This is a genomic window from Streptomyces sp. NPDC096193, from assembly GCF_040302905.1.
Classification (GTDB): domain Bacteria; phylum Actinomycetota; class Actinomycetes; order Streptomycetales; family Streptomycetaceae; genus Streptomyces.
The window spans coordinates 93,639-110,632 of sequence record NZ_JBEOSJ010000015.1 but is presented as its reverse complement, the minus strand read 5'-3'; the positions used below and the strand labels follow the sequence as shown (position 1 = coordinate 110,632).

Sequence of the window (16,994 nt, the reverse complement as noted above, 5' to 3'; positions counted from 1 at the left end):
GCCTGCATCGTTGGTGATCCTCTCCCGCCCGGCGGGGGAGCGCCTGCCGGATGCGGCCTCCGCCTGGCCGGAGGGACGATGGGAGGGCCCCTGGAGGGGCACACTGATGCCGAGGCCCGGAGTGGGTACAGAGCGCCTCAAGAGGTGACGACAGGCGGACGGAGGTCGTGGGATGCGCGCTGCGGAGCCTTCCCCTGGCCCGGCGGAGGGGGCTGTGCGCCCCGGGAGCATGGCGTCCGAGTCCGGCGGCCTGATGGATGTCCTGAACGTCGCCGCCATCATGCTGGACGCCGAGGGCAGGATCGCGCTGTGGAGCCCGCAGGCCGAGAAGCTTTTCGGCTACAGCGCCGAGGAGGCCCTGGGCCGGCCCGCCGCCCGGGTCATGGTCCACGAGCAGCACCACGAACTGGTGCAACGGCTGTTTGCCGAGGTCATGGGTGGCGAGGGGAACTGGGCGGGGGTCTTCCCCGTACGTCACAAGGACGGCACGTCCCTGCTCGTGGAATTCCGCAACATGCGGCTGGAGGACGACCGCAAGCACCTCTACGCGCTGGGGCTGGCCACCGAGCAGTCCACGTTGCGGCAGGTGGAGCGGGACCTCGCGCTGTCGACCCGGCTCATCGCCCAGTCCCCGATCGGCCTCGCCGTCGTCGACTCGGAGCTGCGGTACATCACCGTGAATCCGGCCCTGGAGCGCATCAACGGTCTCGCCGCCCACGAGCATGTGGGACGGCACGTCGGTGACGCCCTGCCGTTCCTGGACACCGTGGCCATAGAGAGCGACATGCACCAGGTACTCGCCACGGGTGTCCCCATCCTCGACCGCGAGTCCGTGGGACACACCCCCGCTGACCCCGACCACCAGCACGCCTGGTCCGTCTCCTTCTACCGGCTGGAGTCCTCGAACGGGCGTGTGCTCGGCCTCGCCGTGTCCGTCGTGGACGTCACCGAGCGTCATCGCGCCACGAGTGAGGTGGCCGCCGCCCGCCGGCGCCTCACTCTGGTGGCCGATGCCTCCATGCGGATCGGCACCACGCTCGACCTCGACCGGACCGCGCGGGAGCTCGCCGAGGTCTCGGTGCCCGATCTGGCCGACGTGGCGGCGGTGGACGTACTCGACAGCGCTCTGAACGGCCGCTCGGGCGTCGTGGTGCACAGCGGCCCCGCGACCTTCCGCGCTCTCGCCGTGGCCGCCGCCTTCTCCACCGACGCCATACGCGCCGCCGACCAGCCGGGCGAGGTCGCCCGCTACGACGTCGACCGGCTGGTCACCCACTGTGTGAACACCGGCCGCCCGGTCCGGGTGTCCCACGTGGACGAGGACGACCTGCGGCGGATCGCCCGCAGTCCCGAAGCAGCCGAACTGCTGGCCGCCGCGGGTGTGCACTCCTACATGGCCGTGCCCCTGATCGCCCGCGGCGAGGTCCTCGGCGCCCTCGACCTCAAGCGCACCCGCAACCCGGAACCGTTCAACGACGACGATGAACTCCTCGCGGGCGAGCTGGCCGCGCGGGCCGCGGTCTGCATCGACAACGCACGCTGGCACCGGCAGGTGCGGAACACGGCGCTCACCCTCCAGCGCAGCCTGCTCCCGCAGCAGCCGTCGGACCAGCCCGGCCTGGAGATCGCCAACCGCTACGAGCCCGCGCAGGCCGCCAGCGAGGTGGGCGGCGACTGGTTCGACGTCATCCCGCTGAGCGGGGAGAAGACCGCGCTCGTCGTCGGCGATGTGATGGGCAGCGGAATCAACGCCGCCGTCACCATGGGCCAGCTCCGCACCGCCACCCGTACCCTGGCCGAACTCGACCTCGCACCCGACGAGGTGCTGCGCCATCTCGACCGCATCACCGACCGGATGGGCCAGACCATCACCACCTGCGTGTACGCGGTCTACGACCCTCACCAGGCCCAGTGCCTCATCTCCACCGCCGGACATCTGCCGCCGGTGCTGGCCCGCCCCGGCCGGTCGCCCGAACTGCTCGACCTTCCCACCGGCGTACCGCTCGGCGTCGGCGGCTTCCCCTACCGCACCACCACGTTCGACCTGCGGCCGGGCGACGAGCTCGTCCTCTACACCGACGGTCTGGTGGAGACCCGGGACGAGGCCATCGACGTCCGGCTCGATCTCCTCCTGTCGCTCCTCGGCGCGCCCGAACGATCCCTGGACGCGACCTGCGAGGTGCTGCTGCAGACGCTGCGGCAGCCGGGGGACCACGACGACGTCGCCCTCCTCATCGCCCGCGCCCGCACGCATTCCTGACGGAGCCACCACGGGTCCCTGACCGAGCCACCACGGGGACGGCCTCGGCGCAGCCGTCGCACCCGCTCCGCCTGACAGAACCGCCGCACGGCCGCCCCGGACATGCCCGGCCGCCCTTCGCCCCCTACCGTTCACCCTGTGAGTGATCGCATGAACACGCAGCCGGACCTGCGCCGCGGCGGCTACCTCCGGGCCGCGGGGATCTTCGCGGTGTGCATGGCGGGAACCACACTCCCCACCCCGCTCTACGGCCTCTACCAGGAGGAGATCGGGTTCTCCGAGCTGATCGTGACGGTCGTCTTCGCCGTCTACGCCTTCGGCGTCATCGGAGTCCTCCTGGTCGCGGGCAACATCTCCGACACCGTCGGCCGCCGACCGGTCCTGCTGGCCGGCCTCGTCCTCGCCGCCCTCAGCGCGGCGTGCTTCCTGGGCGAGAGCGGACTGCCCCTGCTCTTCCTCGGCCGGCTCCTGTCGGGGCTCTCCGCCGGCTTGTTCACCGGTGCCGCGACCGCGTTCGTCATGGAATGCGCACCGCCGGGCAAGGAAGGCAGAGCCGCGTTCGCCTCGACCGCGGCCAACATGGGCGGTCTGGGCTGCGGTCCCCTGCTGGCGGGACTGCTCGCCGAGTACGCGCCCTGGCCCCTGAAGCTCACCTTCGTCGTCCATCTCGCCCTGGTCGCGGTCTCGTTCGTGGTGCTCTGGTTCCTCCCCGAGACGGTGCGTGAGCCGAAGCCATTGCGTGTCGTCCGCCCGCGGTGGCCCAGCCTGCCGCCCCAGGTGCGCGCCCTGTTCGTACCGGCCGGCCTCGCCGCTTTCGTCGGCTTCTCCCTGCTCGGCGTGTTCACCTCCGTCAGCCCCGCGTTCCTGGCACAGAGCCTCGGCGTGGAGAACCACGCGGTCGTCGGGTTCATCGTCTTCCTGGCCTTCTTCGCCTCCACCGTCGGGCAGTTGCTGGTGCCCCGGCTGGGTGTGGCCCGGGCCCTGCCGGCCGGCTGTTTCACGCTCATCGCCGGACTGGCCCTGCTGGCCGGCGCCCTGGTCTGGGACCTGCTGGTGCTCGTGGTCCTCAGCGCGCTGGTCGGGGGAGCGGGCCAGGGGCTCGCGCTCCGAGGCGCCGTCGCCTCGGTGGCGGGCGCGGCTCCCCGCGAGCACCGGGCAGGTGTCATCTCCTCTCTGTTCGTGGTCGCCTACACGGGCATCTCGATTCCCGTCATCGGCATCGGCGTCCTCGCCGAACCACTCGGCCTGGAGGACGCCGGACTGGTCTTCATCTGCTGCATGGTGCTGCTCGCCGGATCCGCCGGCGTCTATCTGCTCCGCCGTCCGGCGGACCGCGCAAGCGGCTGACGAGCCGGGAGCCGTCGGATGTCACACGACACGGACCCGTGGCTCAGCCAGCCGCACCATCCGTTCGCCTCGGCCCCGGTGCTGCTCCTGACCCTGGCGACCGGCGCGGTCGACGCCATCAGCTTCCTCGCCCTCGGGGGCGTCTTCACCAGCGTCATGACGGCGAACCTGGCCCTCCTCGGACTCTCCGTCGGAAGCTGGGAGCTCCCGCTGGCCGGCCACTCGCTGCTGGCGATCGCGGGCTACGTCTGCGGCGTGCTCCTCGGGAGCCGCATCACCGTGCGCCGCACCGGGAAACGGTGGACCGGTGCCCGCTGCGCGCTGCTCGTGGAGACCGTGCTCCTGTGCGGTGCGACCCTCGCCTGGGCCCTGTGGGGCGGCGCCCCGCACAGCGGCGGGAGGCTCGCTCTGCTCACCGTCATGTCCGCGGCGATGGGCGTGCAGGGCGGGGCCGTGCGCGCCGCCGGGGCCCCTGGACTGTCGACGACCTACCTCACCGGCGCTCTGACGGGTGCGCTGACGAGCCTCATGACCACCGGCCGGCTCCGGTGGGACAACGCCGCCCTCGTCGTCGTCCTGATGGCCGGCGCGGCGCTGGGCGGGCTCATGCTCACTCAGGCCCGGCCCGCGGCCGCCGGATTGCCGGCGGCTCTGGTGGCGGCCGCGCTGGTCCTTTCCTTCGTCGTCTCACCGGCGCGGCGCACCTGACGGGAAACAGGTCTCTTTTCCGCCGCGCGGGGCACACGGTCCTCACCGATTCGAGGGGAGAACCTCCATGCTTGGCATCGCAGCAGCTGTGCTGTTCTTCATCGCGTTCCTCATCAACGCGGCGGAGATCTCGACGAACGACACGTTCACCGCCACCAACATCATGCTCATCGGCCTGATGCTGCTGGGTCTTCAGGTGGCCGGGATAGGAAGCAGCTGGTCGACGCGCAGCCGCAGACGTTGACCTGAGTCAGTGTCAGGAAGGGGGCGGACCGGATCACCGGTCCGCCCCCTTCCTGTGCGCCCCGCCGACGGGGCGCACAGGAAGGTGTACCGGGCACGACAGCCGGATGACGGACATCGGTTTTCGGCGCCGATACGGGGTTACCCGAGCCCCATGACTGAATCGAACAAGCGAGTAACCACAGCGTCGAAGAACGAACACGTCAATGCCGCCCGAGCTGCGGGCGGGCGGGCCAAGCAGGCTTCGTCCCGCGCCGCGGACGCCGCGTCGGAAGGTGCGAACGAGGCGCGGAACGCCACGGCGTCGGCACTCGCCGGCGCCGGGAAGTCGGTCACCACGACTCTGGAGTCGGCCTCCAAGACGGTGGGGAGTGCGGCCGGTACGGCGACGAAGGCGGTGGGCGCGGCAGCCGGCACGGCCTGGCTGTTCATGAAGGCCCGCACCCTGCTCGTCGCGGGCGGTGGCGCGAGCGCCGTCGCGGTGGGCGCCGCTGCCTTCGCGGTCGGCCGGCGCAGCGCACGACGCGGTTTCGGCCCCGTGACCCGGGCGACCGGTGGCCGTATCTGACGTCTCCGCACGCGGCGATCCGCGTCGGTCTCGTACCGTGCGGCGGGGACGAGGCCGGCGCGGATTCCCGCGCGTGGCGAAGCCGATCCGCTCTGCGGAGATATGAGAGCGTGCGACGCGTGCACATTGATCTGAGCAGCCGGACGGCGGTCGTCACCGGATCGTCCCAGGGCATCGGACTCGCCATCGCCACGGGCCTTGCGCGGGCGGGTGCGAGAACGGTTCTCACCGGGCGGGGCGAAGAGCGTCTGCGGCAGGCCGCGGGCAGCCTGATCGAGGCGGTGCCGGCGGCCGACGTGGCGACCGTGACCTGCGACCTGACCTCGGAGGAGGGAGCCGGGCTGCTGGGCGAGGCCGTCCCCGACGCCGATATCCTCGTCAACAACCTCGGCATCTTCGGACCCGCCGACGCCCTGGACATCACCGACGACCAGTGGCGCGAGTACTTCGAGACCAACGTCCTCAGCGCCGTGCGCCTCATCCGTGCCTATCTGCCCGGGATGAAGCAGCGCGGCTGGGGCCGTGTCCTGAACATCGCCAGCGACTCGGCGATCGTGGTCCCGGTCGAGATGATCCACTACGGCATGTCCAAGACGGCCCTGCTGGCCGTCTCACGCGGCTTCGCCAAGGACGCCTCGGGCACCGGCGTCACGGTGAACTCCGTCATCGCGGGGCCCACCCACACTCCGGGTGTGGAGGACTTCGTGTACGACCTGGTGGGCAAGGACGGACCCTGGGACCAGGCGCAGCGCGAGTTCATGCGGCTGCACCGTCCACAGTCCTTGCTGGGGCGGCTGATCGAGCCCGAGGAGATCGCCAATCTGGTCGTCTACCTCAGCTCCCCGCAGGCGTCGGCGACCACCGGCGCGGCCGTCAGGGTCGACGGCGGTTACGTCGACTCCATCGTCCCCTGACGATCCGGCTGACCCTGATGAACCCCTTGCCGCCCCGCGCCGCCCGCATCCGGGATGCTCCCGGGCGCCCGGTGTGTTGAACAACTGCCACGAGACCTCTGCCGACGACGGGATGGATGCCATGCCTCTTGAGGGTGAGTACGAGCCGAGCCCGGAGAAGTGGGTGCGTGACCAGGTGGAGCTCTTCGAGAGCTCCGGCGGCTCCAAGGGCACGACGATGCGGGGGATGCCGGTCATCATCCTGACCACCCGCGGTGCCAAGAGCGGCAAGATCCGCAAGTCCCCGCTGATGCGGGTGGAGCACGAGGGCGATTACGCCGTGGTCGCGTCGCTGGGCGGGGCGCCGAAGCACCCTGTCTGGTACCACAACGTGGTCGCCGACCCCCGGGTCGAGCTCCAGGACGGTGCCGTGCGCCAGGACATGAGGGCCCGTGAGGTGACCGGCGAGGAGAAGGCCGTGTGGTGGGCCCGCGCGGTCGAGGCCTATCCCGACTACGCGGACTACCAGAAGAAGACGGACCGGGAGATCCCCGTCTTCGTGCTGGAGCGGGTGCCCGAGGGCCACTGACGGCCCGTCCGAGGGCCGTCAGTGGTGCACGCGCACCCGCCGGGGGGTGGGTCTACTCGACCTTGGCCCAGTCCAGCGTGCGCTCCACGGCCTTTTTCCAGCCCGCGTAGCCCTCCGCACGCTGGTCCTCGGACCACTGCGGCTCCCAGCGCTTCGACTCCTGCCAGTGGGTGCGCAGTTCGTCGGTGTCGCGCCAGAATCCCGTGGCCAGGCCGGCCGCGTAGGCGGCGCCGAGCGCGGTGGTCTCGGCGACGACCGGCCGGCTGACCGGAACGCCGAGGACGTCGGCCTGGATCTGCATGCACAGGTCGTTGGCGGTCACACCGCCGTCGACCTTGAGCACGTCGAGGTGGACGCCGGAGTCCTGCTCCATGGCCTCCACCACGTCACGGCTCTGGTAGCAGATGGCTTCGAGCGTGGCCCGCGCCAGATGGCCGTTGTCGTTGTACCGGGCGAGGCCGACGATCGCGCCGCGGGCGTCGGAACGCCAGTACGGGGCGAACAGACCGGAGAAGGCGGGGACGAAGTACATCCCGCCGTTGTCCTCGACCGTGCGCGCCAGTGTCTCGCTCTCGGCGGCCGTCTTGATGATCTTCATCTGGTCGCGCAGCCACTGGACCGCGGAACCGGTGACCGCGATCGAGCCCTCCAGGGCGTAGACCGCAGGACTGTCGCCGAACTGGTAGGCCACCGTGGTGAGAAGGCCGTGCTCGGAACGCACCAGCTCCGTACCCGTGTTCAGCACCAGGAAGTTGCCGGTGCCGTAGGTGTTCTTGGCCTCGCCCGGCGCGTAACAGACCTGGCCGACAGTCGCCGCCTGCTGGTCGCCGAGCACGCCGGCGATCGGGATGGCGGCGCGCAGCGGCCGGGAGGTACGTGTCTCGCCGTAGGCGTCCGCGCTGGAGGACGGCTTGATGCTCGGCAGCATCGACCGCGGGATGTCGAAGAATCCCAGCAGTTCGTCGTCCCAGTCCAGCGTCTCCAGGTTCATCAGCATGGTGCGGCTGGCGTTGGTCACGTCCGTGGCGTGGATGCCGCCGTCGGGGCCGCCCGTGAGGTTCCACAGCACCCAGGCGTCCGTATTGCCGAACAAGGCATTTCCCTGCTCCGCGGCTTCACGGACGCCGTCGACGTTCTCCAGGATCCACTGGATCTTGCCGCCGGAGAAGTACGTCGCGGGCGGCAGACCCGCCTTGCGGCGGATGACGTCACCCTTGCCCGAACGCTCCAGTGCGGCGGCGATGGAGTCGGTGCGGGTGTCCTGCCAGACGATGGCGTTGTAGTAGGGGCGGCCGTTGCGCGGGTCCCAGACGACGGTCGTCTCCCGCTGGTTGGTGATACCGACCGCCGCCAGGTCTGCCGGCGACAGGTTGCCGTGCCGGAGGGCGTTCTGGATCACCGAGTTGGTGCGTTCCCAGATCTCCACGGGGTCGTGCTCGACCCACCCGGAACGGGGCAGGATCTGGGCGTGCTCCAGTTGATGCTTCGCCACTTCGTTACCGGCGTGGTCGAAGATCATGAAACGGGTGCTGGTGGTTCCCTGATCCACCGCGCCGACGAAGTCCGCCATGGCTGTGCCGCCTCTCCTGTCGGATGGGCCGGGGTTGTGCCTCCGCAGGGTGCGCGGAGGACTCGGTCAGCCTTCCGGGGTCGGAACGCGTCCGGGGGGTTCCGGCTCGGCCGTCGGCAGGAACCGGCCGACGAGGAACTTGTAGAGGAACGCTCCGATGAGGCCGCCGATCAGTGGCCCGATGATGGGCACCCAGAAGTACAGATTCCCGTACTGATCTCGCCACGCTCCCCCGTACCCGGTGAAGAAGCTCGCCAGGCGAGGACCGAGGTCACGCGCGGGATTGATCGCATAACCGGCGTTGGTGCCCCAGGCCATGCCGATCGCGACGACGACCAGGCCGATGATGAACGGCGCCAGGTTGGCGCCCGGGGGCGTGTTCAGCAGGTCCGTGATGGCCAGGATCAGCAGCAGGAGGATCGCGGTGCCGATGATCTGGTCACGCAGCGCACCCCATTCGCTGACCGGCAGGTTCGGATTGCCGTTGGCCGGCAGGGTGGAGAAGACGCCCTGTGTCTTGATGGTGTGGGTGGGGTCGGCCTTCGCCAGTGCCTCGGTGTAGTTCCAGCGCACCAGCAGGGCCCCCACGAAGGCGCCTGCCAACTGCGCCAGGGCGTAGGGGGCCACCTTGCTCCACGGGAAACCCTTGAACACCGCCAGCGCCAGGGTCACCGCGGGGTTGATGTGGGCACCACTCAATCTTGCCGCGACGTAGACACCGAGGGTGACGCCGAGGCCCCACGCCCAGGCGATGCTGTCGTGGTCGCCGAGGCCGCCCGCGGGATCGGTGAGTGCTCCACCCGCGACGACTTGGGCCACGACGCCGCAGCCGAAGAGGATGAGGATCATCGTGCCGGCGAACTCGGCCGACAGTTCGCCGACCAGTGCTGATCTCTTGAATCGCCCAGCCATTGGGAGCCTACTTCCCGCCGGTACGGAACCGGCCGTCGACTGCCCGAATTGTCCAAAAATCAGAGTAGAACGGACGGCGGTGATCCGCGCGCGATGGGATGCCGTCCCGCCTCGCGCGGGCGCGCGCGAAAGGTGTCCGGCGGGAAAAGTGCAGCTCAGGGCATTGCCGGGGGTGGGTCAGCGGGCACAGGGTCTTACCGGGCCGCACAGGTGTCGGTCTCACGCAGGTGCGGTCATCACGCAAGGGCGAGGTTCACGCGGGTACGGCGTTCACGCGGGGACGGGGAAGGCTCGGCTCCGTGGCGAGCGTGTTCGGAAAGCTGAGGGTCCGGTAGACCGAGACGCCTCCCGCCAGCTCCGTGCATGCCTGCGCCGCGGCAGTGGCTCGGTGCGGGCATGCGGGGTCCGTGGCGTCCAGCAGAACTCCCAGCGTCGTGCCGCTGTGCCCTACGGCGACGCCCAGTCCGCCGACTTCGCGGCAGATCTCGCGCATGCGCTCCAACGACCTTTTGTGCCGCAGGGATTGGTTCATCAGCGCGCTGCGCGTGGCGACCCGGCCGGCCTCCGCGAGGTCGCCGGTGCGTATGGCGCCGGCGAGCCGGTCCAGCAGGCGCGCGTACTCGTGCCGGTCCGCTGACGTGAACGGCTTGGGGATGCGGTTGAAGTCGACGGTGTCGACCGCTCCGCCCTCGTCGATCCCCACCACGGTCATGGCCGGCAGGGACCCGAGGACGGCGCGCAGGCGCACGCTGCGGTGGTGGAAGGCGACGATGCCCGGGTAGAGGACGCCGTCGGTGGGCTCGATGGACGCCAGGAGCCGCTCGATCCGGGCGGCGGGCATCGTGATGCCCAGGGCCTGTCCCACGGCCCGCGCGGTCGCCACCAGGTCGGCCGAGGAGCTGGCCAGCCCTTTGCCCTCCGGGATGACGCTGTTGACGGTCAGTACCCCGCCGGTCGGCGCTCCGCCGGTCCGCGAGGCCTGCTCGACGATGGTGCGTGCCAGCCGCAGCGCCTTCCGCTTACGGGCGGGCCGGACCACCACCTCGCTCATGTGCGGATCCGGGCGGAAGGTCGCCCTCGTCCAGCGCGCGACGGGCAGCGTGACGAGGAAGTCCCCGTCCTTCTCCGGCAGCACACCTTGGAGCAGCTCGCCGAAGGTCCCGAAGGCGGTCCCCACTCCGCTGCCCGTCGCCTCTCCCGGCGGTTGCGCGCGTGGCGGGCATCGTCGTGCCCCGGCCTCCTGGGTCGGCTTCACGGGACTCCTCTCCTGGTGGCGCCTCAGATGAATGTGATAATCGTTTCTATCTGAGCCCAGTGCCGTGGGGCAAGTTCGGGTCCAGTAGCTGCAATCTGTCTTGACAATCATTTTCAATCAGTGTGATGCTCTCGGCTCGATCCTGTCGTCACCAGGCGCCGGGGACACCGACACCGTTCAGACCTACCTCCTCAAGCGGCTCCGGCACAGGGGCGGCTGACAGGAAGACGGGCATGCACACACACATAGCTGAAGCGATCAAGAAACCCGATCTCATCTCGCTGCGGCCGGACGTGATCTGTCTGCGGTTCGAGACGATGAAGATCTACTCGGCCCTGGGGGCGGTCCGCCATCTCCTGGAGTCGGGTGCCGTCGAACCCGGTGACACGCTCGTCGACAGCTCCAGCGGCATCTACGCACAGGCGCTGGCGCTGGCCTGTCACCGCTACGGAATGAAGTGCCACATCGTGGGATCCACGACGGTGGACCGCACCCTCCGCACGCAGTTGGAGATCCTCGGCGTCACGCTGGAACAGGTGCGGCCGTCCACGAACCTGCGTCTCGACCAGGAACTCCGGGTGCGGCGCATCGCCGAGATCCTGGAGGCGAACCCCTCGTACCACTGGATGCGGCAGTACCACGACTCCATCCACTACCTCGGGTACCGCGACGTGGCCGACACGATCGCCCGGGAGGTCCCCGAGGGCCCCCTGGCCCTGGTGGGCGGTGTGGGTTCGGGAGCCTCGACCGGCGCGATCGCCACGTATCTGCGCGAGGCCGGCCGGGACGTGTCGCTCGTCGGTGTGCAGCCCTTCGGCAGCGTCACGTTCGGGGCGGAGCACGTGTCGGACCCGGACATGATCATTGCGGGGATCGGCAGTGCCATCCCGTTCCAGAACGTCCGGCACGAGCTCTACGACAGGATCCACTGGGTCAACTTCGACTGCGCGCTTTCCGGTGCGGTCGAACTCCTGCGGAGCAGCGGCATCTTCGCCGGTCTCTCCGCCGGTGCCGCGTACCTCACCACTCGCTGGGAACGCAGCAGGGACGCTTCCCGCACCTATGTCTTCATCGCGGCCGACACGGGCCACCGCTACGTGGAGAGCGCCTACGCCAGGCACGCCGAAGCCCCGGACCTCGACACCCTCAAGCCGCACGAGATCACCTCACTCGACGAGCTCAGCCACCCCTGGTCGACGACGTCCTGGTCCGACCTCCGCCTGTCGCAGGGGAGTTGAGCACGCCGACTCGCTACTGCGCCGAACTCCCCGCACAACAGCACGTACAACCCGACGAGAGAACCCGAGATGTCACACCCCATGCCGCAGACGGTCGCGGAACTGACCGACGCCGTACTGTCGGGCGCCCACGGTCCCGACCCCAGGAATCTGGCCGTCACCAGCGCCTTCTGGCTCTACCACACCACCCGGCTCGCCGGGGGCGAGGTCACCTACCACAACCACTACCTCGTGCTCCGGGTCGGGCACACCTTCGGCGCCTGCTCCTTCGAAGCCGGGGAACTCGCCCCCGACTTTTGCGAGAACGCCTCCGGCCACACCCTCGACAAGCTGCTGCACCACGAGTCGGCCCCGGTCCGCGTCGCCGCCCTCGACGCCTACCTCTCCCACGTGCGGCCGCACCGCGACGCGGCCGAAGCCGAACCGGTCACCCTGCCGGCCGGGACGCCGGAGATCCGTGCGCGGGCCCGCGACGCCTCCATCGCCGGCCTCCTCGACATCGAACCGGGCGCGAAGGTGGCCCTCATCGGGGTGGTCAATCCGCTCGTCGCGGCGATACGCGACCGCGGAGGTGTCTGCCTCCCCTGCGACCTCAATCTGCGCACCACCCAGTGGGGCGACCGGGTCGGCGACGACATGACCGAGGTGCTGGCCGAAGCCGACGCCGTCGTGGCCACCGGTATGACCCTGAGCAACGGCACGTTCGACCTGATCCTCGAGCACTGCCGCGAGCAGGGCGTTCCCCTGGTCGTCTACGCGCAGACGGGCAGTGCCGTGGCGCGTGCGTTCCTGTCCGGCGGAGTCACCGCCCTGAATGCCGAACCCTTCCCCTTCTCGCAGTTCAGCGCCGATCCGACGCCCATGTACCGCTACCGCGCCGACAAGCCGGTGGTCACGGATGGGGACGGCTCGTGACCACCGGCGCCAAGAAGTCCGCGACGGACCGCGAGACGGAGGAGGAGCCGCTGCCGGGCGATGTGATGATGGCCCGCGCACTGTGGCCCGTTTTGCTCGCCTCGGCCGTCGGCCTGCTGCCGTTCACCATCTTCAGCACCTACCTGGTGCCGATCGCCGACGAGGCGGGGAGCAGCGTCGCCGCGATGGGCGGACTGCGCGGACTCGGAGGCCTGGCCGCACTGTTGGTGGGCACCGCGCTCGCGCCCTTCATCGACCGGGTGCGCAAGGAGTGGGCGGCCGCGGGCGGACTCGTCGCTCTCGGCGTCTCGTCGGCGCTCGGCGCGAGCGGGGACTTCGTGCTGCTGGCCGTGTTCTGTCTGCTCGTCGGCGCGAGTACGTCCGTACTGAACCCGGCCCTCACCGCGGCGGCCGCCGACCGCTTCGGTACGGGCAAGGCGGCCGGCCGGGCGGCGACCCTGGTCACGGCGGTGCAGTCGATGACCGCCATGCTCGCAGCGCCGGTCGTGGCCCTGCCCGCTCTCCTGTGGGGCTGGCAGGGAGACCTCCTCGCCGTGACCGCGGCCTCGGTTCTGCTCGCCGTCGTCTTCTTCGTGCGGTCCGATACGAGGAAGGCCGAGGAGGGCGGGAACGAGCAACGCCTGAGCTACCTTGCCTCGTTCAAGGCACTCGGCGCGGTTCGCGGAGCGGTGCCCCTCCTGCTCATCTCCCTGTTCCGCACCGCTGTGTTCATGGGCTACCTCGCCTATCTGGCGGCCTTCTACGACGACCGCTTCCGGCTGGACCCCGGTCTCTTCGCCTTCGTCTGGACGCTGAGCGGCGCGTCGTACTTCGTGAGCAACCTCCTCACCGGGCGGATCACGAACTCCGCCGAACCCCGGATCAGTACCGAACGCCTGCTGGCCATCGGCCTTGTCGGTGCGCTGGTGTCGGTCGTCGGCTTCTACTTCACCCACTGGCTGCCGCTCGCACTCGTGTTGACATCTCTGCACGCGGCGAGCCATGCCGTCGTGGCCGCCTGCGCCGTAAGCCTCCTGGTACGGCGCTGCGGCTCGCTGCGCGGATCGGCCCTGAGCGTCAACGCCGCGGGCCAGAGCCTCGGAGTCTTCGTCGGCGCGGCCCTGGGCGGCGCCGGCCTCGGCCTGGCGGGCTACCCCGGTGTCGCCGCGGCCTTCGGCGCGCTCGTCGTCGCGGCGCTCGGCGCGGCCGTCGTGGTGTCCCGCCAGGGCGCCCACGAACGGGAGCAGGGGGCGGCCGACTCCGCGTAGCCGACGAGCCCCCGGCTCGTACCGACCGCCGGCCGCCACAGACCGCGGCCCTTCTCCCGACCATCTCCTCCTACCGAAAGTGAAGGCCGGCTCCATGCCTCCGCCCGCGATCTCCTCACCGCCGGTCGACGCCGGCGAAACGGGGTCGGCAGACGTCCCACCCTCCGCGCCCGCGGCGGGGCTCAAGGGCCGGCTCGCCTCGCCCCAGGGCCTGTTGGCGGCCTGCCTCGTCCTGTTCGCCGTCCTCCTCCTGTCCGTCGTCGTGGCCATCGGTGTGGGATCCGCGGTGATCACACCGGGGGAGACCGCCCGTTATCTGTGGGCGGCTCTCAGCGGCGGACACATCGGGGCGGACGAGGTGACGACGTATCAGATCATCTGGCAGATCCGTACGCCACGGGTGCTGACCGCGGCCCTCGTGGGCGCGGGGCTGAGTGCGGTCGGCGTCGCCATCCAGGCCCTGGTGCGCAACGCCCTCGCCGACCCCTTCGTCCTCGGCGTCTCCTCGGGGGCGTCCGTCGGCGCCGTCGGCGTCACGGTCACCGGCGGCCTGGCGGCGCTCGGCATCTACGCGGTGTCCGCCGGAGCCTTCATCGGTGCCCTGGCCGCGGCGGTCCTGGTCCATGCCGCCGCCTCCAGCCGGGGCACGCTCTCGCCGCTGCGCCTGGTCCTGACCGGAGTGGCCATGTCGCTCGGCTTCCAGGCGGTGATGAGCGTGATCATCTACGCCGCCCCGGACAGTGAGGCGACCAGCATGATCCTCCACTGGACGATGGGCAGTTTCGGCGCCGCCAGCTGGGGCTCGCTGCCAGTCGTCTGCGTCGCTGTCCTGCCCGGCCTGGTCGTGCTCCACCGGTACGGCCGGGCGCTGGACGTCCTCGCCCTCGGGGACGAGACGGCCGCGAGCCTCGGGATCAGCCCCGACCGGCATCGCAAGGGCCTGCTCGTGATCGTCTCACTCATGACGGGTGTGATGGTCGCCGTCAGCGGCGCCATCGCCTTCGTCGGACTGGTCATGCCGCATGTGGTGCGCATGGTCGTCGGGGCCTCCCACGCCCGCGTCCTGGCGGTCGCCCCCCTGGCGGGGGCGATCTTCATGGTGTGGGTCGACCTGGTGTCGCGGACGCTCGTGGCACCCCGTGAGCTGCCGCTGGGCGTCATCACCGCACTGGTCGGGGTGCCGGTGTTCATCGTGCTGATGCGTCGCAAGAGCTATGTGTTCGGGGGCCGCTGAGATGGATCTGACACTGGACGGGCTCTCGGTGGTGACCGACGGCAGGAGCCTGGTGCGCGACCTCTCGCTCCGGGTGGACAGCGGCCGGGTCGTGGGCCTCGTCGGCCCGAACGGGAGCGGCAAGTCCACCGCACTGCGCTGTGTGTACCGGGCGCTTCGCCCCAGTTCGGGCACGGTGTGGGTGGGCGGGGACGATCTCTCCCGTCTCGCGATGCGCCGCAGCGCCCAGACCGTCGCCGCCATGACCCAGGACGGCGACGTCGACCTCGACTTCACGGTCGAGGAACTCGTCGCCCTGGGGCGCACGCCCCACCTCCAGGGCAATCAGGCACTCGGCCGACGGGAACGGGAGCTGTGCGAGGCGGCGATGGACCGGCTCGACATCCGGCATCTCGCCGGGCGCGGGGTCCTCACGCTGTCGGGCGGGGAGCGTCAGCGTGTCCTGCTGGCCCGTGCCCTCGTCCAGGAACCGAAGATCCTCGTACTGGACGAGCCGACCAACCACCTCGACGTACGCCATCAGGTCGAGCTGCTCTCGCTCCTGCGCGGCTCAGGACTCACCGTCCTCATCGTCCTGCACGACCTCAACCTGGCCGCGGCGGCCTGCGATCACCTCGGCGTCCTCTCCGAAGGACGGCTGGTGACAGCGGGCTCGCCCGCCCATGTGCTGACCCCGGAACTCGTCGACGAGGTGTTCGGTGTCGAGGCCAGCGTCGTCCCCCACCCGCTCACGGGCGCTCCCCAACTGCTGTATTCGCTCAACCCATCCTTGCGAAAGGCACATCCACGTGATGCGTAAGAATCGATCGTCCGGCGCGGCGTCCCGCGGCACCGCCCTCGGATCCGCGCTCGCCGCCGTCCTGCTGCTCAGCGGCTGCGGCGCCGAGGTCGGGACGGACACCCAGGCGTCCGAGAAGGCCACCGTGAAGCGCTGCGGTGAGCCGGTCGCGTACACGATCCCGAAGCGCGCTGTCGCCTACGAGGGCGGCAGCGCCGACAAGCTGTTCAGCCTCGGCCTGACCGAGCATGTGCACGGCTATGTAATGCCGCCGGCGAACCCGCCGGTGAGCGAGTCCCCCTGGGCGTCCGAGTACGCCAAGGTGAAGATGCTCAGCGACGACCTCCTCAACAAGGAACTGGTGGTGGAGGCCAAGTCCGACTTCGTCGTGGCGGGCTGGAACTCCGGCTTCAAGGACGAGCGGGGCATCACCCCGGAGATCCTGGACAAGCTCGGGATCCAGAGCTTCATGCACACCGAGAGCTGCTTCAACTATCCCAAATACCCCGAGAAGGTCACCCCGTTCGAGGGCCTCTACACCGACCTCGACCGACTGGGCCGGATCTTCCGGGTCGAGGACAGGGCGGACAAGGTCGTCGCCGGCCTGAAGCGCCGCGTCGAGGCGGTCGCGGCACAGGCGCCCCAGGGTGACCCGGTGCCGGTCTTCCTCTACGACTCGGGCACCGATCAGCCCTTCACCGCGGGCAACCAGGTCCCGCCCAACGACATCATCAGGACCGCGGGCGCCAGGAACATCTTCGACGGACTCGACCAACGCTGGACCCAGGTGAACTGGGAGGCGGTCGCCGAGGCCGAACCCGAGGTCATCATGATCCTCGACTACGGCGACCTGCCCGCCCAGAAGAAGATCGACTTTCTGAAGAAGTCCCCGCACACGAGGGAACTGCCCGCGGTCAAGAAGAACAACTTCTTCATCCTCGACTACAACGAGGGCATCAGTGGACCGAGGAACATCGACGGCCTGGAGAAGTTCTCCAAGTACATGGGGACACTCCGTAGTTGACGGGCGTCGCAAGGGGGCTGCGTCGGCGACGCGCCGCACGGGCGATCGACGAGCGCCCGGCAGCCGCCGAGGCCGCGCCCATCGGAGACCACGTGGACCGTGTGTGTCCCGGCGTCGAGCAGGACGCACACCCGTGCCACGTAGGCCGCTGCGACGACGGGCAGCGTCGCGTCCCCGATCCCCGTACGGAAA

General features: G+C 70.0%; 16 protein-coding genes. 13 read left to right on the top strand and 3 right to left on the bottom strand.

The genetic code is table 11. The features are described from left to right. Window positions 1-229: 229 nt before the first annotated feature. From ABTX78_RS22120 to ABTX78_RS22090, 7 genes are all read left to right on the top strand, one after another. On the top strand, window positions 230-2,260 hold the full coding sequence (locus tag ABTX78_RS22120) for a SpoIIE family protein phosphatase (RefSeq protein WP_352208497.1): 2,031 nt from the start codon (window positions 230-232) through the stop codon (window positions 2,258-2,260). A gap of 150 nt (window positions 2,261-2,410) precedes the next feature. After that, window positions 2,411-3,607, top strand: a complete 1,197-nt coding sequence (locus ABTX78_RS22115; RefSeq protein ID WP_352208578.1) for an MFS transporter — start codon at window positions 2,411-2,413, stop codon at window positions 3,605-3,607. An 18-nt stretch (window positions 3,608-3,625) separates the two neighbouring features. Continuing rightward, window positions 3,626-4,315, top strand: coding sequence for a YoaK family protein (locus tag ABTX78_RS22110; protein WP_352208496.1), 690 nt, complete (start codon window positions 3,626-3,628; stop codon window positions 4,313-4,315). A gap of 67 nt (window positions 4,316-4,382) precedes the next feature. Further along, on the top strand, window positions 4,383-4,559 hold the full coding sequence (locus ABTX78_RS22105) for a hypothetical protein (protein WP_313942684.1): 177 nt from the start codon (window positions 4,383-4,385) through the stop codon (window positions 4,557-4,559). 153 nt (window positions 4,560-4,712) lie between these two features. After that, the gene (locus tag ABTX78_RS22100; protein ID WP_352208495.1) at window positions 4,713-5,126 is read left to right on the top strand and encodes a hypothetical protein; all 414 of its coding nucleotides are present in this window, start codon (window positions 4,713-4,715) and stop codon (window positions 5,124-5,126) included. 119 nt (window positions 5,127-5,245) lie between these two features. After that, complete coding sequence (locus tag ABTX78_RS22095; RefSeq protein WP_352208494.1) at window positions 5,246-6,040, top strand: SDR family NAD(P)-dependent oxidoreductase; 795 nt, start codon at window positions 5,246-5,248, stop codon at window positions 6,038-6,040. Window positions 6,041-6,161: 121 nt separating this feature from the next. Continuing rightward, the gene (locus ABTX78_RS22090) at window positions 6,162-6,608 is read left to right on the top strand and encodes a nitroreductase family deazaflavin-dependent oxidoreductase (protein WP_352208493.1); all 447 of its coding nucleotides are present in this window, start codon (window positions 6,162-6,164) and stop codon (window positions 6,606-6,608) included. Between the two features lie 52 nt (window positions 6,609-6,660). On the opposite strand, the gene glpK is transcribed toward ABTX78_RS22090, so the two are convergent. The 3 genes from glpK to ABTX78_RS22075 all read right to left on the bottom strand — a co-directional run bounded on the left by glpK (window position 6,661) and on the right by ABTX78_RS22075 (window position 10,267). After that, entirely contained in the window at window positions 6,661-8,178 is a 1,518-nt protein-coding gene (gene glpK, locus ABTX78_RS22085) for a glycerol kinase GlpK (protein WP_352208492.1), read from the bottom strand. Between the two features lie 66 nt (window positions 8,179-8,244). Beyond that, window positions 8,245-9,090, bottom strand: a complete 846-nt coding sequence (locus ABTX78_RS22080; protein WP_352208491.1) for an MIP/aquaporin family protein — start codon at window positions 9,088-9,090, stop codon at window positions 8,245-8,247. Between the two features lie 253 nt (window positions 9,091-9,343). Continuing rightward, window positions 9,344-10,267: a GHMP family kinase ATP-binding protein gene (locus tag ABTX78_RS22075; RefSeq protein WP_502993931.1), complete on the bottom strand. Its 924-nt coding sequence runs from the start codon at window positions 10,265-10,267 to the stop codon at window positions 9,344-9,346. Between the two features lie 311 nt (window positions 10,268-10,578). Here ABTX78_RS22075 and ABTX78_RS22070 point away from each other — a divergent pair, with 311 nt between their 5' ends. The 6 genes from ABTX78_RS22070 to ABTX78_RS22045 all read left to right on the top strand — a co-directional run bounded on the left by ABTX78_RS22070 (window position 10,579) and on the right by ABTX78_RS22045 (window position 16,802). Further along, window positions 10,579-11,583, top strand: a complete 1,005-nt coding sequence (locus tag ABTX78_RS22070) for a pyridoxal-phosphate dependent enzyme (RefSeq protein WP_352208489.1) — start codon at window positions 10,579-10,581, stop codon at window positions 11,581-11,583. 69 nt (window positions 11,584-11,652) lie between these two features. Next, window positions 11,653-12,498, top strand: coding sequence for a Rossmann-like domain-containing protein (locus ABTX78_RS22065; RefSeq protein WP_352208488.1), 846 nt, complete (start codon window positions 11,653-11,655; stop codon window positions 12,496-12,498). Continuing rightward, entirely contained in the window at window positions 12,495-13,766 is a 1,272-nt protein-coding gene (locus tag ABTX78_RS22060) for an MFS transporter (protein WP_352208487.1), read from the top strand. Before ABTX78_RS22065 ends, ABTX78_RS22060 begins: the two co-directional genes overlap by 4 nt. Window positions 13,767-13,980: 214 nt before the next feature. Then, complete coding sequence (locus tag ABTX78_RS22055; RefSeq protein WP_352208577.1) at window positions 13,981-15,000, top strand: FecCD family ABC transporter permease; 1,020 nt, start codon at window positions 13,981-13,983, stop codon at window positions 14,998-15,000. Window position 15,001: 1 nt separating this feature from the next. Further along, window positions 15,002-15,799 carry an ABC transporter ATP-binding protein gene (locus ABTX78_RS22050; RefSeq protein ID WP_352208486.1) on the top strand — a complete coding sequence of 266 codons (798 nt, stop codon included), beginning with the start codon at window positions 15,002-15,004 and terminating at the stop codon, window positions 15,797-15,799. Continuing rightward, window positions 15,792-16,802, top strand: a complete 1,011-nt coding sequence (locus tag ABTX78_RS22045; RefSeq protein ID WP_352208485.1) for an ABC transporter substrate-binding protein — start codon at window positions 15,792-15,794, stop codon at window positions 16,800-16,802. The genes ABTX78_RS22050 and ABTX78_RS22045 overlap by 8 nt, the downstream gene beginning before the upstream one ends. Window positions 16,803-16,994 lie beyond the last annotated feature (192 nt).